This is a genomic window from Pseudomonas kurunegalensis, from assembly GCF_030291635.1.
GTDB classification, from domain to species: Bacteria; Pseudomonadota; Gammaproteobacteria; order Pseudomonadales; family Pseudomonadaceae; genus Aquipseudomonas; species Aquipseudomonas monteilii.
This window is the reverse complement of the sequence record NZ_CP127871.1, coordinates 5,538,525-5,558,618: the sequence shown is the minus strand read 5'-3', so window position 1 is coordinate 5,558,618 and position 20,094 is coordinate 5,538,525. Positions and strand designations below refer to the sequence as shown.

General features: G+C 61.6%; 17 protein-coding genes and 2 tRNA genes. 11 read left to right on the top strand and 8 right to left on the bottom strand.

Annotated elements, in window-relative coordinates:
• Window positions 1-37 precede the first annotated feature (37 nt).
• A complete protein-coding gene (locus QQ992_RS25380; RefSeq protein WP_286111491.1) occupies window positions 38-508 on the top strand; it encodes a DUF2867 domain-containing protein in 471 nt (156 codons plus the stop codon).
• A 112-nt stretch (window positions 509-620) separates the two neighbouring features.
• Here the strand turns inward: QQ992_RS25380 and QQ992_RS25375 are convergent, their stop codons facing one another.
• From QQ992_RS25375 to QQ992_RS25355, 5 genes are all read right to left on the bottom strand, one after another.
• Window positions 621-2,186 (bottom strand): ABC transporter permease, encoded by a 1,566-nt coding sequence (locus QQ992_RS25375; protein WP_119371597.1) that lies wholly within the window; start codon window positions 2,184-2,186, stop codon window positions 621-623.
• Window positions 2,186-3,199, bottom strand: a complete 1,014-nt coding sequence (locus QQ992_RS25370) for an extracellular solute-binding protein (RefSeq protein WP_119371596.1) — start codon at window positions 3,197-3,199, stop codon at window positions 2,186-2,188. The genes QQ992_RS25375 and QQ992_RS25370 overlap by 1 nt, the downstream gene beginning before the upstream one ends.
• A gap of 126 nt (window positions 3,200-3,325) precedes the next feature.
• Window positions 3,326-4,351, bottom strand: coding sequence for a methyltransferase domain-containing protein (locus tag QQ992_RS25365; RefSeq protein WP_286111489.1), 1,026 nt, complete (start codon window positions 4,349-4,351; stop codon window positions 3,326-3,328).
• Between the two features lie 139 nt (window positions 4,352-4,490).
• Window positions 4,491-4,577, bottom strand: a tRNA-Leu gene (locus QQ992_RS25360).
• Between the two features lie 88 nt (window positions 4,578-4,665).
• Window positions 4,666-4,752: transfer RNA gene (locus tag QQ992_RS25355), tRNA-Leu, on the bottom strand.
• A gap of 271 nt (window positions 4,753-5,023) precedes the next feature.
• On the opposite strand from QQ992_RS25355, the gene rnr reads away from it, so the two are divergent.
• The 8 genes from rnr (at window position 5,024) to QQ992_RS25315 (ending at window position 14,756) form a co-directional block, all read left to right on the top strand.
• Window positions 5,024-7,609: a ribonuclease R gene (gene rnr, locus QQ992_RS25350; RefSeq protein WP_286111487.1), complete on the top strand. Its 2,586-nt coding sequence runs from the start codon at window positions 5,024-5,026 to the stop codon at window positions 7,607-7,609.
• On the top strand, window positions 7,606-8,352 hold the full coding sequence (gene rlmB, locus QQ992_RS25345) for a 23S rRNA (guanosine(2251)-2'-O)-methyltransferase RlmB (RefSeq protein ID WP_016712311.1): 747 nt from the start codon (window positions 7,606-7,608) through the stop codon (window positions 8,350-8,352). The genes rnr and rlmB overlap by 4 nt, the downstream gene beginning before the upstream one ends.
• 328 nt (window positions 8,353-8,680) lie before the next feature.
• A complete protein-coding gene (gene rpsF, locus QQ992_RS25340) occupies window positions 8,681-9,106 on the top strand; it encodes a 30S ribosomal protein S6 (RefSeq protein ID WP_003249557.1) in 426 nt (141 codons plus the stop codon).
• Between the two features lie 28 nt (window positions 9,107-9,134).
• Entirely contained in the window at window positions 9,135-9,365 is a 231-nt protein-coding gene (gene rpsR, locus QQ992_RS25335; protein ID WP_003249563.1) for a 30S ribosomal protein S18, read from the top strand.
• Between the two features lie 33 nt (window positions 9,366-9,398).
• A complete protein-coding gene (locus QQ992_RS25330; protein WP_019098921.1) occupies window positions 9,399-10,262 on the top strand; it encodes a hypothetical protein in 864 nt (287 codons plus the stop codon).
• Window positions 10,263-10,282: 20 nt separating this feature from the next.
• Window positions 10,283-10,729, top strand: coding sequence for a 50S ribosomal protein L9 (gene rplI, locus QQ992_RS25325; RefSeq protein ID WP_003249568.1), 447 nt, complete (start codon window positions 10,283-10,285; stop codon window positions 10,727-10,729).
• Between the two features lie 113 nt (window positions 10,730-10,842).
• Window positions 10,843-12,240, top strand: coding sequence for a replicative DNA helicase (dnaB, locus tag QQ992_RS25320; RefSeq protein WP_025752446.1), 1,398 nt, complete (start codon window positions 10,843-10,845; stop codon window positions 12,238-12,240).
• 215 nt (window positions 12,241-12,455) lie between these two features.
• Window positions 12,456-14,756: a YgiQ family radical SAM protein gene (locus tag QQ992_RS25315; RefSeq protein ID WP_025752453.1), complete on the top strand. Its 2,301-nt coding sequence runs from the start codon at window positions 12,456-12,458 to the stop codon at window positions 14,754-14,756.
• Between the two features lie 154 nt (window positions 14,757-14,910).
• Here the strand turns inward: QQ992_RS25315 and QQ992_RS25310 are convergent, their stop codons facing one another.
• The gene (locus QQ992_RS25310; protein WP_286111485.1) at window positions 14,911-15,498 is read right to left on the bottom strand and encodes a cytokinin riboside 5'-monophosphate phosphoribohydrolase; all 588 of its coding nucleotides are present in this window, start codon (window positions 15,496-15,498) and stop codon (window positions 14,911-14,913) included.
• A gap of 349 nt (window positions 15,499-15,847) precedes the next feature.
• On the opposite strand from QQ992_RS25310, the gene azu reads away from it, so the two are divergent.
• Complete coding sequence (gene azu, locus QQ992_RS25305) at window positions 15,848-16,297, top strand: azurin (RefSeq protein WP_025752457.1); 450 nt, start codon at window positions 15,848-15,850, stop codon at window positions 16,295-16,297.
• Window positions 16,298-16,330: 33 nt separating this feature from the next.
• Here the strand turns inward: azu and nadE are convergent, their stop codons facing one another.
• Window positions 16,331-17,158 (bottom strand): NAD(+) synthase, encoded by an 828-nt coding sequence (gene nadE / locus QQ992_RS25300; protein WP_286111484.1) that lies wholly within the window; start codon window positions 17,156-17,158, stop codon window positions 16,331-16,333.
• A gap of 3 nt (window positions 17,159-17,161) precedes the next feature.
• Window positions 17,162-18,367 carry a nicotinate phosphoribosyltransferase gene (gene pncB, locus QQ992_RS25295; RefSeq protein ID WP_060498568.1) on the bottom strand — a complete coding sequence of 402 codons (1,206 nt, stop codon included), beginning with the start codon at window positions 18,365-18,367 and terminating at the stop codon, window positions 17,162-17,164.
• A gap of 449 nt (window positions 18,368-18,816) precedes the next feature.
• On the opposite strand from pncB, the gene QQ992_RS25290 reads away from it, so the two are divergent.
• On the top strand, window positions 18,817-19,953 hold the full coding sequence (locus QQ992_RS25290) for a branched-chain amino acid ABC transporter substrate-binding protein (protein WP_286111483.1): 1,137 nt from the start codon (window positions 18,817-18,819) through the stop codon (window positions 19,951-19,953).
• Window positions 19,954-20,094 lie beyond the last annotated feature (141 nt).

Sequence of the window (20,094 nt, the reverse complement as noted above, 5' to 3'; positions counted from 1 at the left end):
CTATGATGGCGGAGAAACATGACAAAGGGAGTTGTTCATGTCCGCCCGACTGGTCGCCGCTCCGGCTGAACTGGACTTTCTTCATCGCGATGGCATTTCCGTCACTGCGCCCATGACCGCCCTCCAGGCCTATTGCGCCATGACTTCGGACGTTCCGGGCTGGCTGGACATGGCCTTTCGCCTACGCGACTTCATCTCTCGCTGGTTCAACGTTGCCACTATTCACGGTTTCTCATCGCGTAACCCTGAGCGGGTTCCGGCAGTGGGTGAGCTTCTGGATTTCTTTACCGTCGAGGCTATCAGCGACCAGCAACTGGTCCTGACTTCGCGTGACACGCACCTTGCGGTCATGGTGAGCATGGATCTGGATGAAACAGGGCCGGGCCGGCAGCGTTTGAGCGTGACCACGTCGGTTCAGTGCTTCAACAGGTTCGGCCGCCTTTACATGTTGCCGGTCGGCAGGGCGCATGGGCCAATCGTGCGGCGCATGCTGCGCAATATTGCGTGATGTCTGTTATGGCCTCATCGCCAGCAAGCCAGCTCCCACAGGTATTACGCAGGCCTTGAGGGCGGCGCTGTACCTGTGGGAGCTGGCTTGCCGGCGATGAGGGCTACGCGGTTTATGCCTTGTTCAGGTACATCCGCGTGGTCAGCAGATAAACCGGCAGCCCCGACACCACGATCAGCAAGGCCGCATAGGGCGCCGCCGCCGCGAACTCGACGTTGGCCGTATGCGCCCACACCTCGGTAGCCAGGGTGGTCATCCCGGTCGGGCTGAGCAGCAGGGTAGCTGTCAGTTCTTTCATGGCATCCAGGAACACCAGCGCAAACGCTGCCGCCATGGCCGGGAAGATGATCGGCAGGGTCACCCGGCAGAATGCCGTGAAGCTGCTGGCACCCAAGGTTCGCGCAGCCTCTTCCAGTGTTGGCGAGGCCTTGTTCAGCGCGGTGCGCACCGGTGACTGCGCCAATGGCAGGAACAGCAGCGCATACGCCAACAGCAGCAACGCCGTGGTCTGGTACAGCGCCGGCACGTAGTGCAGGGCGAAGAACACCAGGGTCAGTGCAATCACCAGGCCGGGCAGGGCGTGCAGCAGGTACGGCAAGCGCTCGGCCCAGATCGCCAGGCGGCCTTTGTAGCGCACCACCAGGAAGCTGATCGGTAGCGCCAGCAGCACACAGAAACCGGCGCCGCCAAGCGACACCGACAGCGAGGTGAACAGCGCCTTGGAGATGGCCCCCACCGGGAATGCTGCCGACGAACCCACGCTCAGCCAGTAGCCGAGCATGGCCAGCGGGATACCGCTGCCCAGCACTGCCAGGGCCACGCAGAGTAGCTGCGCCGGTACGGCCCAGCCACGCAGCCGCACGGGTTGCGCGCGGCGTGCCACGCCTTGGCCGATGCGCACATGGCGGGCTTTGCCACGTACACGCAATTCCAGCCACAGCATCACCAGGCACATCGCCAGCAGTACGGCAGACAGCATGGCTGCGTTGGCATTGCTGAATTCCAGTTCGAACTGCTGGTAGATCGCCGTGGTGAAGGTCTGCAGGCCGAGGATCGACAGCGCACCGAACTCCACCAGCATGTGCAGGGCGATCAGCAGCGCTCCGCCGAGCATCGACGGCCACAGCAGTGGCAAGGTGACCTTGATGAACACGCCCCAGCGGCTGCAACCCAGGGTGCGCGCCGACTCCTCCAGCGAGGTGTCGAGGTTGCGCAGGGTGGCGGCCACCGGCAGGAACACCAGTGGGTACTTGGACAGGGCCATGACCAGGATGGCCCCGCCCAGCCCTTCGAAGTCCGAGCTCAGCGACACCCAGGTGAAACTGCTGACGAACGACGGCACCGCGAAGGGCAGGCAAAGCACCACGCCCCACAGCCGTCGGCCAGCCAGGTTGCTGCGCTCCAGCAGCCAGGCCAGGGCCAGGCCGACCACCATGCAGGTCAGCGTCACCCCGACCATCAGCATCAGGGTATTGCGCATCAGCCCCCAGACAAAAGGGCGCCACAGCAGGTGCAAGGCTTCACGCCAGCCGGCTTCCCAGGCTTTGATGGCGACATACAGCAGCGGCAGCAAGCTCATCGCCACCAGGAACAGCACAGGCAGCACCACCCAGATGGAGGGGCGCTTGCGGCGCGGTACGAAGCGTACCGGTGCCGGCTCGGACAGGGCGGCGGTCATCAGAGCAGGCCGACCTCGCGTTCAAGCTCGATGGCTTCCTCGGCATTGCCCAGGTCGGCCGGCGAGATTTTCGGCGGGCGCAGGTCTTCGAACGGCTTCAGGCCACGGTCGGAAACCATGCCCTTGTGCAGCGGATACTCGGCGGTGGTCTGGGTGATCACCCGTTGGCCTTCTTCGCTGGCCATCCAGTTGAGCAGGGCCTGGGCTTCTTTCGGGTGCTTGCTGGCCTTGACCACAGCGGCGCCAGAGATGGTCACCAGGTTGCCGGCATCGCCATCGGCCAGGTAGTAGAGCTTGGTGTCCAGCTTGCCGCGTTCGCGTTCAAGTGCGTACCAGTAGTAGTTGTTCACCAGTACCGCAGCCACTTCACCTTTTTCCACGGCTTTGAGGGCGACCATGTTGTTGGTGTAGGTTTTGCCAAAGGCTTTCAGGCCGGTCAGCCATTCTTCGGTGGCTTCACGACCATGCATTTTCAGGATGGCCACGGCCTGCTCCTGGAATGCACCGCTGGTGGGTACGTAGCCGACGCGGCCTTCCCACTCAGGGTTGGCGAAGTCCATCACCGTGGTCGGCAGGTCTTTTTCATCGACCTTCTTCGGGTTGTACACCACGATGCGCGTGCGCGCGGTGATGCCCATCCAGGTGCCGTTGGCGCCTACGTATTCCTTGGGCATCATGTTCGCGGTGGCGTCGTCGATCTTCGCCAGCAGGCCCAGTTCGCCCAGGTTGTTCAGGGGCGGGGACTCTTCGGTGTAGATGAGGTCGGCTGGCGAACGGTCGCCTTCCTCGATGATCTGGCTGGCCAGCTGGTTGCTGCTGCCCTTGCGGATATCGATGTGGATGCCGGTCTTGGCCTCGTAGGCCTTGGCGATGGCTTCGCCGATTTCCTTGTGCTGACCGTTGTACATGGTCAGGGTGACCGGTGCGTCTGCCATGGCGGCCGGAGCGCCGATGACCAGGCTCAGCACGGCGGCGGCCAAGGTACGCATCAGCGGTTGCGGGCGGATCGTCATGCGGGTACTTCCTCGCTTACGGCTACATATTTGGAAACAATGGTAAACGAAATCGTTTCTCAAGTGGCCGCGTGACGAGAAATTCATGGGGCAGACCATGGTTTAACCTTCAGGGTCTGTACTGGATTACCCCCTACTGGCAATCACTGCGGTTACCGGCGCAACCGGGTATCTCAGGCCATCCTGTTGCTGTACTTCGACAAACCCGATGCCGCGCAACCGCTCAGCTAGCTCCCCGGCCGGCAACACATGCCGCCCCTGCATGCGCATATGCAGATAATAAGGCAGCACCCGCGCGGCACTCTGCTGGTCATCCGGCACCTCGGCATGGCAGCACACCAGTACGCCACCTGGGTTCAGCGCAGCATGCAGTCGCCGCAGCAACCCATCAAGGTCATGAGCGAAGTGGAATACCGATGAGCACCAGATCAGGTCATAGCCACTGCCAATATCATCCAGGTCCAGATCGCCGCCGATAATGCCTAGGCGCTTCTCCAGCCCGGCGCGAACAATATTCTCCTGTGCCACCGCTGCGGTTTCGGCGAAGTCGAATACTGTCCCGTGCAAATCCGGTAGCTGCCGGGCCAGGGCAATGGCGACCAGGCCTGGCCCGCCGCCCAAGTCGAGCATGCGTTGCAATCGCGGTGCCTGCGGTAGGCGTTCGATCAGCGCGCACGCCACGTCCACAGTAACCGCCAATTGCTCCTGGGCAATCTGCACCCGTGCCGCCTCGGCCCAGCGTTGGGCCATTTCCGGGCCAGGGGCTGCTGCGGGTGGCAGGCCATTGCGCAGTGCCTGTTCCAGTGGTTGGCCAGCCTGGCGCAGAACTTGATGACGAAAGAGCAGGGCATCGCCGCAATAGTTGCCGGCGCTCCGGCGCAAATAGCGTTTGGCAGTTTCTCCATTGCGGTAACGGCTGCCCTGCTCATCGCGCTCAAGCAGGCCTTGTGCCCAGAGCATTTCCAGCAGGTAGCCAGTATTGAAAGGTTCAAGGTCCAGTACATTCGCCAGCTGAGCGGGTGCGGTGAATTGCTCAAGGTGCTCGAACAGGTCGATTGTCAGAGCCACGCGCAAGGCATCGGCAGCGAGGCCCGCCAGTTGCAGGTCCCAGCACGCCTGTAGCGGGTGAGGGGTCGTCAGGTCCGTGCTCATCGTTCGCTCGCTCCATGAGAGAAAGCCCAATCCTAGATAGGAATCATTCTGGATTGCAACGAAAGAGAGGGCAGGGAGAGAGGGAATGCAAAAAACGCAGGCAAGAAAAAACCCACTAGCAAGCTAGTGGGTTTTTGTATGGTGCCCAGGAGAAGACTCGAACTTCCACGACCTTGCGGTCACTGATACCTGAAACCAGCGCGTCTACCAATTCCGCCACCTGGGCAAAGCTTTACATCATCTGTTGAAGGCGACTATCGTCAGCTTTCACACAGTAGTAACAGATCCTTGGTCATCTGTTACTTGAAAATATTTGGTGCCCAGGAGAAGACTCGAACTTCCACGACCTTGCGGTCACTGATACCTGAAACCAGCGCGTCTACCAATTCCGCCACCTGGGCACACATTCGAGGTTACTTGATGCTTTACAGCGTCGTTCATCTCTACTACAACTTCGGGGTTGTCCGTCGTTGTGGTGCGCACTATACGGACGGTCCGGGGGGCTGTAAACCCCCCAAACGAAAAAAATTTCAAAAAATTCAACTTGTTGATTCCGCAGGCCTATTCCTGCTCGCCGGAAGCGCCGGTGGGGCTGTCCAAGGCTGACATTTCCGGTTTCAATACGCCTATGCCAGAATTCCTATCTATATACCCCAAGGTGAACCCCTTCTGATGGCCGATTGGCAATCCCTCGATCCCGAGGCCGCTCGCGAAGCGGAAAAATACGACAACCCTATCCCCAGCCGTGAGCTGATCCTGCAGCGCCTCGCCGACCGTGGCGAACCGGCTGCGCGTGAGGAGCTGGCGGCCGAGTTCGGTCTGTACGAAGAAGACCAGATCGAAGCCCTGCGCCGCCGCCTGCGTGCCATGGAGCGTGACGGCCAGCTTATCTATACCCGGCGCGGCACTTATGCCCCGGTAGACAAGCTGGACCTGATCTGTGGTCGCGTCTCCGGCCACCGCGATGGCTTCGGCTTCCTTATTCCCGATGACGGCAGCGAAGACCTGTTCCTCAGCCCGTCGCAGATGCGCCTGGTGTTCGACGGTGACCGCGGCCTGGCCCGTGTCTCTGGCGTCGACCGCCGTGGCCGCCGCGAAGGTGTGCTGGTCGAGGTCATCTCCCGTGCCCACGAAAGCGTGGTCGGCCGTTACTTCGAAGAAGGTGGCATTGGCTACGTAACCCCGGACAACCCGAAGATCCAGCAGGAAGTGCTGGTGACCGCCGGGCGTAACGGCGGCGCGAAGATCGGCCAGTTCGTCGAGATCAAGATCACCCACTGGCCAACCCCGCGCTTCCAGCCGCAAGGCGACGTGGTCGAGGTCATCGGCAACTACATGGCGCCGGGCATGGAAATCGACGTTGCCTTGCGCAGCTACGATATCCCGCACGTCTGGCCCAAGGATGTGATCAAGGAAGCGCGCAAGTTCCGCTCCGAAGTCGAAGAGAAGGACAAAGAGAAGCGCGTCGATCTGCGCCATCTGCCGTTCGTCACCATCGACGGCGAAGATGCGCGCGACTTCGACGATGCTGTCTATTGCGAACCGCTGGGCAAGCTGCGCCTGTTCTCCGGTGGCTGGCGCCTGTACGTGGCCATTGCCGATGTGTCCAGCTACGTACGCCTGGGCTCGGCCCTGGACGTCGAAGCCCAGCAGCGCGGCAACTCGGTGTACTTCCCCGAGCGTGTAGTGCCAATGCTGCCTGAGGAGTTGTCCAACGGCCTGTGCTCGCTGAACCCGCATGTCGATCGCCTGGCCATGGTCTGCGAAATGACCATGAACAAAGCCGGCCAGATGGTCGACTACCAGTTCTACGAAGGCGTTATCCATTCCCACGCCCGCCTGACCTACAACAAGGTCAGCAGCATGCTCGAGCACGCCCGCACCCGTGAGGGCAAGGCGCTGCGCGAGGAATACAAGGAAGTCGTGCCGGACCTGAAGAACCTGTACAACCTGTACAAGGTGCTGGTGGATGCCCGTCACACCCGGGGCGCCATCGACTTCGAAACCCAGGAAACCCGCATCATCTTCGGCGACCAGCGCAAGATCGCGGAAATCCGCCCGACCGTGCGCAACGATGCCCACAAGCTGATCGAGGAATGCATGTTGGCGGCCAACGTGGCCACCGCCGAGTTCCTGCAAAAGCACGGCGTGCCAGCCCTGTACCGCGTGCACGACGGCCCGCCGCCGGAGCGCCTGGAAAAACTGCGCGCCTTCCTGGGTGAGCTGGGCCTGAGCCTGCACAAAGGCAAGGACCCTTCACCGAAGGATTACCAGGCCCTGCTGGCGAGCATCGCCGGGCGCCCGGACTTCCACCTGATCCAGACCGTGATGCTGCGCTCGCTGAGCCAGGCGGTGTACAGCACCGAGAACAATGGCCACTTCGGCCTGAACTACGAGGCGTATACCCACTTCACCTCGCCGATCCGCCGCTACCCGGACCTGCTGGTGCACCGCGCCATCCGCAGCATCATCCGTTCCAAGGTCGATACCCCGCACGTCAAGCGTGCCGGCGCCATGAGCATCCCCAAGGCGCGTATCTACCCGTACGACGAGAACACCCTGGAGCAACTCGGCGAGCAGTGCTCGATGACCGAGCGCCGGGCCGACGAAGCCACCCGTGACGTGGTGAACTGGCTCAAGTGCGAGTTCATGAAGGATCGCGTGGGCGAGACCTTCCCGGGTGTGATCACCGCCGTGACCGGTTTCGGCCTGTTCGTCGAACTGACCGACATCTATGTAGAAGGCCTGGTGCACGTCAGTGCGCTGCCGGGCGACTACTACCACTTCGACCCGGTGCACCACCGCCTGTCGGGCGAGCGCACCGGCCGCAGCTTCCGCCTGGGCGACACCATCGAAGTGAAGGTCATGCGTGTTGACCTGGACGAGCGCAAGATCGACTTCGAAGTGGCGGAAAAAACCCTCGCTGCACCGATCGGCCGCAAGCAGCGCGGCGCCGCGCCAGCAGCCGACAAGGTTGAACAGCAGCCAGTAACCGAAGCGAAAGCCACGCCTAAACCGCGTAGCCGCAAGAGCGAAACCGCCGAGGCGTACTTCCCGAAAGACGCCGTGCAGCGTAACGCCGAAGTGCGCAAGAGCCGCGAAATGAAAAAGGCGCTGATGAGCGAGGCGCGCAGTGGCGGCCATGCCAGCAGCAAGTCGGACAAAGGTGGCAAGCCCTCCGGTTCCGGCAAGCCGACCAAGCACCGTAAAGGCCCGCCGAAGTCCGGTGCGCCACGCAAGAGCAAGAGCAAGTCATGAGTCAGCTGGAAAAGATCTACGGCGTGCACGCCGTGCAGGCATTGCTGAAGCACCATCCGAAGCGGGTCAAGCAGATCTGGCTGTCGGAAGGGCGCAGCGAGCCACGCCTGGAAACCTTGCTGGCGCTGGCGGCGGAAAACCGCGTGCCGGTCGGCCAGGCCGAGCGCCGTGAGCTGGATGCCTGGGTAGAAGGTGTGCACCAGGGCGTGGTCGCCGAGGTCAGCCCAAGCCAGGTATGGGGCGAGTTGATGCTCGAAGAGTTGCTTGAGCGCACCGAAACGCCGCCGCTGATCCTGGTGCTGGACGGTGTGACCGACCCGCACAACCTCGGCGCGTGCCTGCGTACGGCCGATGCGGCGGGTGCCACGGCTGTGATCGTGCCCAAGGACAAATCGGCCACGCTGACGCCGGTTGTGCGCAAGGTGGCCTGCGGTGCGGCAGAGGTGATCCCGCTGGTGGCCGTGACCAACCTGGCGCGTACGCTGGAGAAACTGCAGCAGCGTGGCCTGTGGGTGGTGGGTACTGCGGGCGAGGCCGAGCAGGAGATCTACCAGCAGGACCTGACCGGGCCGCTGGTGATGATCATGGGCGCGGAAGGCAAGGGCATGCGCCGGCTGACCCGCGAACATTGCGACTTCCTTGTGAAGTTGCCGATGGGCGGCAGCGTCAGCAGCCTGAACGTTTCGGTAGCGACCGGCGTTTGCCTGTTCGAAGCCGTGCGGCAGCGGCAGGCCAAGCGCTGATCTTGTAGGAGCGGCCTTGTGTCGCGAAAGGACCGCAAAGCGGTCCCGGGATCTCTGTGTCGATGCATAAATCCTGGGGCCGCTTTGCGGCCCTTTCGCGACACAAGGCCGCTCCTACAGGCGATAGGGCCGGGGCAGGCATAAAGTGTTTCAGGCTGTTCAAATATTCACCAATCTCCTTGCTTGTCCGCCCCGCCTTCTCTACAATTGCGCCCCTTGCCGAGCTGGCAGGCGCTCATGTGCCTCCCCTCCGTGCAAGACATACAGTGTCATTCACTCCTTGTCTGACCAGATTTCCTGGCAGACTACTAACCCGTAAGGAGCATTCATGCGTCATTACGAAATCATCTTCCTGGTTCACCCGGACCAGAGCGAACAAGTCGGCGGCATGGTTGAGCGTTACACCAAGCTGATCGAAGAAGATGGTGGCAAAATCCACCGCCTGGAAGACTGGGGCCGTCGTCAACTGGCCTACGCAATCAACAATGTTCACAAGGCTCACTACGTGATGCTGAACGTTGAGTGCACCGGCAAGGCCCTGGCCGAGCTGGAAGACAACTTCCGCTACAACGATGCCGTTATCCGTAACCTGGTCATCCGTCGCGACGAAGCCGTTACCGGCCAGTCCGAGATGCTGAAGGCTGAAGAGAACCGCAGCGAGCGCCGTGAGCGTCGCGAGCGTCCTGAGCATGCTGACTCCGCCGAAGGCGACGACAGCAATGACAGCGACTCCAGCGATAACGCTGACGAGTAATCCACGGACCTTTAGAGGAGCCTATTAAATGGCACGTTTCTTCCGTCGTCGTAAATTCTGCCGCTTCACTGCTGAAGACGTGAAAGAGATCGACTTCAAAGATCTCAACACCCTGAAAGCTTACGTATCCGAAACCGGCAAGATCGTTCCAAGCCGTATCACCGGTACCAAAGCTCGTTATCAGCGTCAGCTGGCTACCGCTATCAAGCGCGCCCGCTTCCTGGCCCTGCTGCCCTACACCGACAGCCACGGCCGCTGAGACCGGGTCGTCGACAAGCAGTAAGGGATTAGCATGCGAGCGTTAGCAAGTTTCATCATGCGCGGTCGTGTGCAGGCCACCCTGGTGGTGGTCATCAGCGCGGTACTGCCGCTGCTGTTCTGGTTGAGTGCCGCTGCCAGCAGCCTTGTGCTGCTGCGGCGTGGGTTCAAGGATGCTACAACGGTCATCGCCGGCGGCCTGCTCGCCGGGCTGGCCGTGTGGGTCATGGGCGATCCCATCACCTTTCTGGTGATTGCGGGTGCCCTGGCCCTGGCCGCCATGTTGCGTGCCGAGCATCCCTGGAGCCGGGTGTTGCTGGCCAGTGCCGTGTTCGCCGTGGCGTTTAGCCTCGTGCTTGATCTGGCGCTGGCCCAAACCTTCGATGTGCTGGCCAAGGCGTTTGCCGAAGCCATGCCGAAAATCGAAGGGCAACCGGTGCTCTCCGGTGAGCTGATCCGCCCTGTGCTGGTCGCTTCCACAGCAGTGACGGTGCAATTGTTCAGTGTGTTGGCGTTAATGCTGGCGCGCTACTGGCAGGCAGCGTTGTACAACCCTGGAGGCTTCGGTCGCGAGTTTCGCGAACTGAAGTTGCCGAAACAGACCATGGCGGTCTTGGTGGCAGTGATGGTGGTGGCGCCGTTTATCGGCCCGCAGTTCATCATCCTGGCATCGGCTTCGAGCCTGGTTCTGGTACTGGCCGGCATCGCCTTGATGCATGGGCTGGTGGCACAGGGGCGACTGGCCGGTTTCTGGCTGGTGGGCATGTACGTGACGCTGCCGCTGATCATGCAGCTGATTTATCCGTTGCTGGTGGTTTTGGCCATTGTCGACAGCCTGATTGATTTTCGCGGTCGCAAGTCCCCCAAGGGGAATGACTCCGCGAACGGTGAAGGTTAAAAGTTAAGAGGTTTTACCAAATGGAACTGATCCTGCTGGAAAAAGTCGCTAACCTGGGCAACCTGGGCGACAAAGTAAAAGTTAAGGCTGGTTACGGCCGTAACTTCCTGCTGCCATTCGGCAAGGCCACCGTTGCCAACGCCGCCAACCTGGCTGCGTTCGAAGAGCGTCGCGCCGAGCTGGAAAAAGCAGCCGCTGACAAGAAAGCTTCGGCTGAAAGCCGCGCTGCCCAACTGGCCGAGCTGGAAGTGACCATCACTGCCACCGCTGGCGACGAAGGCAAGCTGTTCGGTTCGATCGGCACCCACGACATCGCTGACGCCCTGACCGCCTCCGGCGTTGAAGTGGCCAAAGCTGAAGTTCGTCTGCCGAACGGCACCATCCGTCAGGTTGGCGAATACGACGTAGCCGTGCACCTGCACAGCGACGTTGAAGCCACCGTACGCGTGGTTGTCGTAGCTGCCTAAGCTGCGCTGACTGGCTGGCTCCTTGCGAGCCAGGCGGTTAACATCGGGCACGGTCCTGTTTTCGACAGGCCGTGCCCTTTGTCTTTTTCATCCTCCAGAATTCTTTCGTGGCCATGAACGAGATCACCACCTCCGAACAGCTAGACCTGCAAACCGCAGCCCTGAAGGTGCCGCCGCATTCCATCGAGGCCGAACAGGCCGTGCTCGGTGGCCTGATGCTGGACAACAACGCCTGGGAGCGGGTGCTGGATCAGGTGTCGGATGGCGACTTCTACCGGCATGACCACCGCCTGATCTTCCGTGCCGTGCACAAGTTGGCCGACGCCAACCAGCCATTCGACGTGGTGACCCTGCACGAGCAGCTGGATAAAGAAGGCCTCTCTTCGCAAATCGGCGGCCTGGCGTACCTGGCCGAACTGGCCAAGAACACCCCATCGGTGGCCAACATCAAGGCCTATGCCGCGATCATTCGCGAGCGGGCCACGTTGCGCCAACTGATCAGCATCAGTACCGACATTGCCGACAACGCCTTCAACCCGCAGGGGCGTAACGCCGAAGAAATCCTCGACGATGCCGAACGGCAGATCTTCCAGATCGCCGAGGCGCGGCCGAAAACCGGTGGCCCGGTAGGCGTCAACGAGCTGTTGACCATGGCCATCGACCGCATCGATACGCTGTTCAACTCCGACAGCGATATCACCGGCGTGTCCACCGGCTTTACCGACCTGGATGAAAAAACCAGTGGCCTGCAGGCTGCCGACCTGATCATCGTCGCGGGCCGTCCGTCGATGGGTAAGACCACCTTTGCCATGAACCTTGTGGAAAACGCCGTGCTGCGTACCGACAAGGCTGTGCTGGTGTTCTCCCTCGAGATGCCAGGCGAATCGCTGATCATGCGTATGCTTTCGTCGCTGGGCAGAATCGACCAGACCAAGGTGCGTTCCGGCCAGCTGGACGACGATGACTGGCCGCGCCTGACCTCGGCGGTGAACCTGCTCAACGACCGCAAGCTGTTCATCGACGATACCGCTGGCATCAGCCCCTCGGAAATGCGCGCCCGTACCCGTCGGCTGGCCCGTGAGCACGGCGAAATCGCCATGATCATGGTCGACTACCTGCAGCTGATGCAGATCCCGGGGTCGGCCGGCGACAACCGGACCAACGAAATTTCCGAGATCTCCCGCTCGCTCAAGGCCCTGGCCAAGGAATTCAACTGCCCGGTCATCGCCCTGTCGCAGCTGAACCGCTCCCTGGAACAGCGCCCGAACAAACGCCCGGTGAACTCCGACTTGCGTGAATCCGGTGCAATCGAGCAGGACGCCGACGTGATCATGTTCGTGTACCGCGACGAGGTGTACCACCCCGAGACCGAGCACAAGGGCGTGGCGGAAATCATCATCGGTAAGCAGCGTAACGGCCCCATCGGCTTCGTACGCCTGGCGTTCATCGGCAAGTACACCCGCTTCGAGAACCTCGCACCGGGCATGTACAACTTCGACGACGACGAATAAGCACTGAGACAATTATCGGTTCCCTGTGGGAGCGGGTTTACCCGCGAATGCGATGTCAGCTGTACCGCCGCATTCGCGGGTAAACCCGCTCCCACAGGGGGCGATGTTTTCTTTCGTCGATCCTCATGAATCCGACAACCATCGTCGGATTTGGTCAAAATTTGTGCTATATTCCGCGCCCGCGATTTCCCTGCACACCAGAACCGGTCACTGACATGCAAGCAGCCAAACCACTCTACGACTATCCCAAGTACTGGGCCGAATGCTTCGGGCCAGCACCTTTCCTGCCGATGAGCAGGGAGGAGATGGATCTGCTCGGCTGGGATTCCTGCGACATCATCATCGTGACCGGTGATGCCTACGTCGACCATCCGTCGTTCGGCATGGCCATCATCGGCCGCCTGCTGGAGGCCCAGGGCTTCCGCGTGGGCATCATTGCCCAGCCGAACTGGCAGTCGAAAGACGACTTCATGAAGCTCGGCGAGCCGAACCTGTTCTTCGGTGTGGCCGCGGGCAACATGGACTCGATGATCAACCGCTACACCGCAGACAAGAAGATGCGTTCGGACGACGCCTACACCCCTGGTGGCCTGGCCGGCAGCCGTCCGGACCGCGCCAGCCTGGTGTACAGCCAGCGCTGCAAGGAAGCCTACAAGCATGTGCCGATCGTACTCGGCGGCATCGAGGCGTCGCTGCGCCGCATCGCGCACTACGACTACTGGCAGGACAAGGTTCGCCATTCGATCCTGATCGACGCCAGTGCCGACATCCTGCTGTTCGGCAACGCCGAGCGCGCGGTGGTCGAAGTGGCCCAGCGCCTGTCCAACGGCGAGAAGATCGAGAGCATCACCGACGTGCGCGGCACGGCCTTCGTGCGCCGTGATACCCCACAGGGCTGGTACGAGATCGACTCCACACGTATCGACCGCCCAGGCCGCGTCGACAAGATCATCAACCCGTACGTGAACACCCAGGACACCCAGGCCTGCGCGATCGAGCAGGCCAAGGGCGACCAGGAAGACCCGAACGAAGCCAAAGTGGTGCAGATCCTCGACAGTCCGAGTGTGACCCGTGAAAAATCGGTGATCCGCCTGCCGTCGTTCGAAAAGGTGCGTAACGACCCGGTTCTCTACGCCCACGCCAACCGCGTGCTGCACCTGGAGACTAACCCGGGCAACGCCCGCGCCCTCGTGCAGAAGCATGGCGAAGTGGATGTGTGGTTCAACCCGCCACCCATCCCCATGAGCACCGAAGAAATGGACTACGTGTTCGGCATGCCGTACGCCCGTGTGCCGCACCCGGCCTATGGCAAGGAGCGCATCCCGGCCTACGAGATGATCCGTTTCTCGGTGAACATCATGCGTGGCTGCTTCGGCGGCTGCACCTTCTGCTCGATCACCGAGCACGAAGGCCGCATCATCCAGAACCGCTCGCACGAGTCGATCCTGAACGAGATCGAAGAGATGCGCGACAAGGTGCCGGGCTTCACCGGCGTGGTCTCCGACCTTGGCGGCCCGACCGCCAACATGTACCGCATCGCCTGCAAGAGCCACGATATCGAGAAGCACTGCCGTAAGCCGTCGTGCGTGTTCCCCGGTATCTGCGAAAACCTCAACACCGACCACAGCTCGTTGATCGAGCTGTACCGCAAGGCCCGTGCCTTGCCAGGTGTGAAGAAGATCCTGATCGCCTCGGGCCTGCGTTACGACCTGGCCGTCGAGTCGCCGGAGTACGTGAAGGAGCTGGTCACCCACCATGTGGGCGGTTACCTGAAGATTGCCCCGGAGCACACCGAGCGTGGCCCGCTGGACAAGATGATGAAGCCGGGCATCGGCACCTACGACCGCTTCAAGCGCATGTTCGAGAAGTTCTCGAAAGAGGCGGGGAAGGAACAGTACCTGATCCCGTACTTCATCGCCGCGCACCCGGGTACCACCGACGAAGACATGATGAACCTGGCCCTGTGGCTGAAAGGCAACGGCTTCCGCGCCGACCAGGTACAGGCGTTCTACCCGTCGCCGATGGCTTCTGCCACGGCCATGTACCACTCGGGCAAGAACCCGCTGCGCAAGGTGACCTACAAGAGCGAAGGGGTGGAGATCGTCAAGAGCGACGAGCAGCGCCGCCTGCACAAGGCGTTCTTGCGCTACCACGACCCGAAAGGCTGGCCGATGCTGCGTGAAGCACTGCAGCGTATGGGCCGTGCCGACCTGATCGGCCCGGGCAAGCACCAGCTGATCCCGCTGCACCAGCCGCAGACCGATACCTACCAGAGCGCACGCCGCAAGAACTCGACGCCGGCGGGCAGCCACAAGGTGGGCAAGGATCAGAAGATCCTTACCCAGCACACGGGCCTGCCACCGCGTGCCAGTGATGGCAGCAAACCGTGGGACAAGCGCGAGAAGGCCAAGGCCGAGGCGTTTGCGCGTAACGAGAAGGCGGCCAAAGAGCGCAAGGAAGCGGCCAAGGGTGGCAAGGGCAACAAGAAGCCGCGCCAGCCTGTCATTCCACGTTAACTGATCGTTTTTTTGGGGCTGCTTTGCAGCCCATCGCGACACAAGGCCGCTCCTACATTGATCGCGCAAACCCGATAAATCCGAGGGGCGCGGTCGGTGTAGGAGCGGCCTTGTGTCGCGAAAGGACCGCAAAGCGGTCCCAAAAGTCTCAGCTTCAATCAGGCTTCTTGTCGACCCACTTCGGCGCCACCGGCGCAACAAAGCTGTCCATCCCGTCCAGCAGCGCATCCGGCTGCTGCTCCAACAACAACATCGCCCGATGTTGCGGCCGCACAAAGCCTTCTTCGACGATATGGTCGAGGAACCCGCCCAGCTTGTCATAGAAGCCGTTCACATCGAGCAGCCCCAGCGGCTTGGCGTGATAGCCCAGTTGCCCCCAGGTCCATACCTCGAACAATTCTTCCAGCGTACCCAGCCCACCCGGCAGGGCGATGAAGGCATCGCTCAGCTCGGCCATGCGTGCCTTGCGCGCGTGCATGCCATCGACCACCTCCAGGCGCGTCAGGCCTTTGTGGCCGACTTCAGCGTCCAACAGGCTTTGCGGGATGATGCCGACCACTTCGCCACCTGCTGCCATGGCCGCGTCGGCCACCACGCCCATCAGGCCCACGGCGCTGCCGCCATACACCAGGGTCAGGCCACGGCGGGCAATGGCCTGGCCGAGCGCGACGGCAGCTTCACGGTAAGCAGGGTTGGCGCCAATGCTGGCACCACAGAACACACAAACGGAACGTACGGGCATTGCTCATCTCCTGTCACTCAGGTGCACAGGGTACGGCGCATGCCCGTTGCTTCCAAGGCCGCGTTCATTCCGGGCGGGAGAATTCGCAGATGGCGCCGGTAGCCCCGTGGGCATAGGCGGCGAGCAGGCTATTGATGAAGGCAGAGATGGGCATTTGGTATTGCTCCTAAATGAGAGGTTGTCCCATCGTCTAATAAAAGGGCATGATGTGCCCTTAGATTGGTTGTATACAATCCATTGAACAATTCTACTGGCTGGCCTCTTGACACCCCCTTGACCCATATCAGCAAGGGGCTGAACGGTTTCAGGCAGTCTCGCAATTGATAAAACCCTGCCAAGGAGATTCATGATGTTTGCGAAAGCTGTAGCGGTATCCCTGCTGACCCTCGCCAGCGCCTCTGTCTTCGCCGCCGAGTGCTCGGTAACTGTCGACTCGACCGACCAGATGTCCTTCAACACCAAGGAAATCACCGTCGACAAGAGCTGCAAGGAATTCACCGTCAAACTGACCCACTCGGGCAACCTGCCGAAGAACGTGATGGGCCACAACCTGGTGATCAGCAAGACTGCCGACATGCAGGGCATTGCTACCGAAGGCATGAGCCAGGGCCTGGACAAGGACTACATCAAGGCTGACAACGCCGCGATCATCGCTCACACCAAGATGATCGGTGCGCCTGAGAAAGAAACCGAAGTGAAGTTCGACGCTACCAAGCTGGAAGCCGGTGGTGACTACAGCTTCTTCTGCACCTTCCCGGGCCACATCTCGATGATGAAGGGCAAGGTCGTCGTCAAGTAAGCGGGTAAGGGGCCGCAAGGCGGCCCCTTAGCTTCAAGGGGCGAACGGCAGTTCGCGCTTGTGCTGGGTCTTGCGGTAGGTGGCAACGATGATGTCGAACGCCGCCTGATCAACCGACTGACCATGCAGGAAGGCATCGATCTGCTGGTAGGTCACGCCATGGGACGCTTCGTCCGGCTTGCCCGGCGCCAGGTCCTCAAGGTCTGCAGTCGGCACCTTCTCCACCAGTGACTCCGGCGCACCAAAGCTGCGCGCAATGGCCCGTACCTGGTTTTTCACCAGCCCGCTCAGCGGCGCCAGGTCGCAGGCACCATCACCAAACTTGGTAAAGAAGCCCATTACCGCCTCGGCGGCGTGGTCGGTACCGATCACCAGGCCCGCACGTGCGCCGGCAATGGTGTACTGGGCGACCATGCGCGTACGCGCCTTGACGTTGCCCACCACGAAGTCCACCAAGGTTGGCGAGCCATTTTTCAGTTCTACAACCTCAGCGGCCAGCGCTTTCACTGCCGGGGCAATGTCGACGGTGTGCACTTCATCGGCCTTGATCACGTCCAGGCAGGCCTGGGCGTCATGCTCGTCATGCTGCACCTGGTACGGCAGGCGCACGGCAATGAAGGTGTAGGCCTTGTCGCCGGTCTCGGCGCGCAGCTCGTTGATGGCACGCTGGGCGAGCAGGGCGGCGGTCAGCGAGTCGACGCCACCGCTGATGCCCAGCACCAGGGTCTTGAGCCGGGCGTTGGCCAGGCAGTCCTTGATGAACGCCACGCGCCGGGCGACTTCGGCCTCAAGCGCGGCAGTGTCGGCGAACGGCGGCTGTACCTTCAGTGCCTGGGCAATCTCTTGCTGAACCGCTTGCATGGGTTACTCCTTGCTGGGGACTTTGAATACGTGGCGCAGGTAGGCGACGAAGTTCTCGTCGCGGCATTGGGTCTTGGCGGCTTCGTCCGAAATCTTGGCCACTGGCGCGCCGTTGCAGTCGGTCATTTTAAGCACGATGCTCATCGGGGCCACACCCGGGATGTCGCAGGTCAGGTTGGTGCCGATGCCAAAACTGACGTTGATGCGACCGCGCAGGGCACGGAAGATTTCCAGCGAACGGGTGAGGTTGAGGCCATCGGAAAACACCAGGGTCTTGGTCATCGGGTCGATACCCAGTTTCTGGTAGTGGGCAATGGCCTTCTCGGCCCAGGCCACCGGTTCACCGGAGTCGTGGCGCAGGCCGTCGAACAGCTTGGCAAAGTACAGGTCGAAATCGCCAAGGAAGGCATCCATGGTGATGCAGTCGGTCAGGGCGATGCCGAGCAGCCCGCGGTATTCGCGCACCCAGCAGTCCAGCGCGGCGATCTGGCTGTCGATCAGGCGCGGGCCGAGTTGCTGATGGGCCATGATCCATTCATGGGCCATGGTGCCCAGTGGCTTGATATCCAGTTTCCATGCCAGGTCGACGTTGCTGGTGCCGACGAAGCGGCCCGGGAAGTCGTCGCGCAGTACCCGCACCACGTCTTCCTGCACACGGCTGGAAAAGCGCCGCCGGGTGCCGAAGTCGGCTACCTGCAGTTCGGCCAGTTCATCGTCACTGGCATGCGCGCGCAGCCAGTCGAACTTGCGGTACAGCTGGTCGCGGGCCTCCGCCAGGCGCATGCGTGGGTGCAGGTGGCGGTTGCGCACTTCGCTGATGATGGCCAGCAGCGGTACTTCGAACAGGATCACATGCAGCCACGGGCCTTTCAGGCGCAGGAACAGCTGGTCGTTTTCGATGCCGATGCGCACGTAGCGCAGGTTGAAGCGAAACAGTCGCAGAAAACGCAGGAAGTCGGGCTTGAGGAAGCTGATGCGCTCGAGGAAGGCCGGCTGGCCATCATCCAGGGTGAGGTCGCTGAGCAGTTCGAGCTGGTGGCGGATCTCGCCAAGATATGGGCGCAGGTCCTCGCCGTTGCGGCAGCGGAACTCCCATTCGACGTCGGCGTCCGGGTAGTTGTGCAGCACGCCCTGCATCATGGTGAGTTTGTAGAAGTCGGTGTCGAGCAGGTTGTGCACGATGCGCTCGGCGAATGCGCTCTCGCTCATCAAGGGGGGCTCCGGAAGCGGCGAATGGCGGACATTGTGCCAGCCTTTTGGGGCTTGTTGTGTCCGGGCTTGCCCGCGAAGAGGCCGGAACAGCCAAAACAGAGGTGTTTTTCCGTGCACCGGCTAGCCTTGAAACGGTGCCGCCTGTAGCAGTCGCGCACCAGCGGTGTGCAGTTCGGTGACGTCCGCTGTTACAGGCTGGTTGCACGTTAACACTTGGCGGGGTTGCAATGATGGCACCAGGCGGTTGCTCCTTGTCTGTACGTGTGGTGGCGCCTGCCGCGTGGCAGACGGTTGCACGCTCAATAAAGAAAAGGCCGCCGGTCGCCTGCTGGCGCTTGGCACAGTGTGTTTTCCCGGAAGACAAACCCTATGGCACGGCCCTTGCTCTGAGCACAGGGTTGAGAAGTTGTAGTGCCAACCAAAAAAAACTCTAGGAGCACCACCTCATGTCGCAGACGTTTTACAAGAAAGGTTTCCTGGCTCTGGCCGTGGCTACAGCACTGGGTGTTTCTTCGTATGTTCAGGCCGACGTCAAGATCGGTGTAGCGGGCCCGATGACCGGGGCAAACGCAGCGTTTGGCGAGCAGTACATGAAAGGTGCGCAGGCAGCGGCCGACAAGATCAACGCCGCTGGCGGCGTGAATGGCGAGAAAATCGTCCTGGTGAAGGGCGATGACGCCTGCGAGCCGAAGCAGGCCGTGGCCGTGGCCAACCGCCTGGTCGACCAGGACAAGGTGATCGGCGTGGTCGGCCACTTCTGTTCCTCCAACACCATCCCGGCCTCCGAGGTGTATGACGAAGCCGGCGTTATCGCCATCACCCCAGGCTCCACCAACCCGCAGGTGACCGAACGCGGCCTGAGCGCCATGTTCCGCATGTGCGGCCGTGACGACCAGCAGGGCATCGTGGCCGGCGACTACATCGTCGATGTACTCAAGGGCAAGAAAGTCGCGGTGCTGCACGACAAGGACACCTACGGCCAAGGCCTGGCCGACGCCACCAAGGCGCAACTGGAAAAGCGCGGCGTGAAGCCTGTGCTGTACGAAGGCCTGACCCGTGGCGAGAAAGACTTCAGCGCCGTGGTCACCAAGATCCGCTCCACCGGTGCCGACGTGGTCTACTTCGGTGGCCTGCACCCAGAGGCTGGCCCGCTGGTACGCCAGCTGCGCGAACAGGGCCTGAAGGACGTCAAGTTCATGTCCGATGACGGCATCGTCACCGACGAACTGGTGGCCACCGCTGGCGGCGCACAGTACGTCGATGGCGTGTACATGACCTTCGGCGCCGACCCGCGCCTGCTGCCAGACAGCAAGGCAGTGGTGGAGGCGTTCCGCAAGGCCGGTACCGAGCCTGAAGGCTACACCTTGTACGCTTATGCCTCGCTGGAAGCCTTGGCCGCCGGTTTCAATGGCGCCAAGTCGAACAAGGGCGAAGACGCCGCCAAGTGGCTGAAGGCCAACCCGGTCAAGACTGTCATGGGCGAGAAGAAGTGGGACAGCAAGGGCGACCTGACCGTGTCCGACTACGTGGTCTACCAGTGGGACAAAGACGGTAAATACCACCAGCTGGAAAAACAAAAATAACAACGGCCCACGGCCCGGGCTGATGCTCGGGCCCAAGCCCCGCGGTACCTGTCTTTATTCGTAGATCTGCACAGTTCTGCGCTGCGAGGGCCCCGCACCGGTGGCCCGCGCCGTGGTCGGCGCTCGTGCAATCTCAATCAG

Bases quoted from the DNA above. Each gene is read 5' to 3' on its own strand.
- QQ992_RS25380 (WP_286111491.1), top strand. From the start codon at position 38: ATGTCCGCCCGACTGGTCGCCGCTCCGGCTGAACTGGACTTTCTTCAT.
- QQ992_RS25375 (WP_119371597.1), bottom strand. From the start codon at position 2,186: ATGACCGCCGCCCTGTCCGAGCCGGCACCGGTACGCTTCGTACCGCGC.
- QQ992_RS25370 (WP_119371596.1), bottom strand. From the start codon at position 3,199: ATGACGATCCGCCCGCAACCGCTGATGCGTACCTTGGCCGCCGCCGTG.
- QQ992_RS25365 (WP_286111489.1), bottom strand. From the start codon at position 4,351: ATGAGCACGGACCTGACGACCCCTCACCCGCTACAGGCGTGCTGGGAC.
- rnr (WP_286111487.1), top strand. From the start codon at position 5,024: ATGGCCGATTGGCAATCCCTCGATCCCGAGGCCGCTCGCGAAGCGGAA.
- rlmB (WP_016712311.1), top strand. From the start codon at position 7,606: ATGAGTCAGCTGGAAAAGATCTACGGCGTGCACGCCGTGCAGGCATTG.
- rpsF (WP_003249557.1), top strand. From the start codon at position 8,681: ATGCGTCATTACGAAATCATCTTCCTGGTTCACCCGGACCAGAGCGAA.
- rpsR (WP_003249563.1), top strand. From the start codon at position 9,135: ATGGCACGTTTCTTCCGTCGTCGTAAATTCTGCCGCTTCACTGCTGAA.
- QQ992_RS25330 (WP_019098921.1), top strand. From the start codon at position 9,399: ATGCGAGCGTTAGCAAGTTTCATCATGCGCGGTCGTGTGCAGGCCACC.
- rplI (WP_003249568.1), top strand. From the start codon at position 10,283: ATGGAACTGATCCTGCTGGAAAAAGTCGCTAACCTGGGCAACCTGGGC.
- dnaB (WP_025752446.1), top strand. From the start codon at position 10,843: ATGAACGAGATCACCACCTCCGAACAGCTAGACCTGCAAACCGCAGCC.
- QQ992_RS25315 (WP_025752453.1), top strand. From the start codon at position 12,456: ATGCAAGCAGCCAAACCACTCTACGACTATCCCAAGTACTGGGCCGAA.
- QQ992_RS25310 (WP_286111485.1), bottom strand. From the start codon at position 15,498: ATGCCCGTACGTTCCGTTTGTGTGTTCTGTGGTGCCAGCATTGGCGCC.
- azu (WP_025752457.1), top strand. From the start codon at position 15,848: ATGTTTGCGAAAGCTGTAGCGGTATCCCTGCTGACCCTCGCCAGCGCC.
- nadE (WP_286111484.1), bottom strand. From the start codon at position 17,158: ATGCAAGCGGTTCAGCAAGAGATTGCCCAGGCACTGAAGGTACAGCCG.
- pncB (WP_060498568.1), bottom strand. From the start codon at position 18,367: ATGAGCGAGAGCGCATTCGCCGAGCGCATCGTGCACAACCTGCTCGAC.
- QQ992_RS25290 (WP_286111483.1), top strand. From the start codon at position 18,817: ATGTCGCAGACGTTTTACAAGAAAGGTTTCCTGGCTCTGGCCGTGGCT.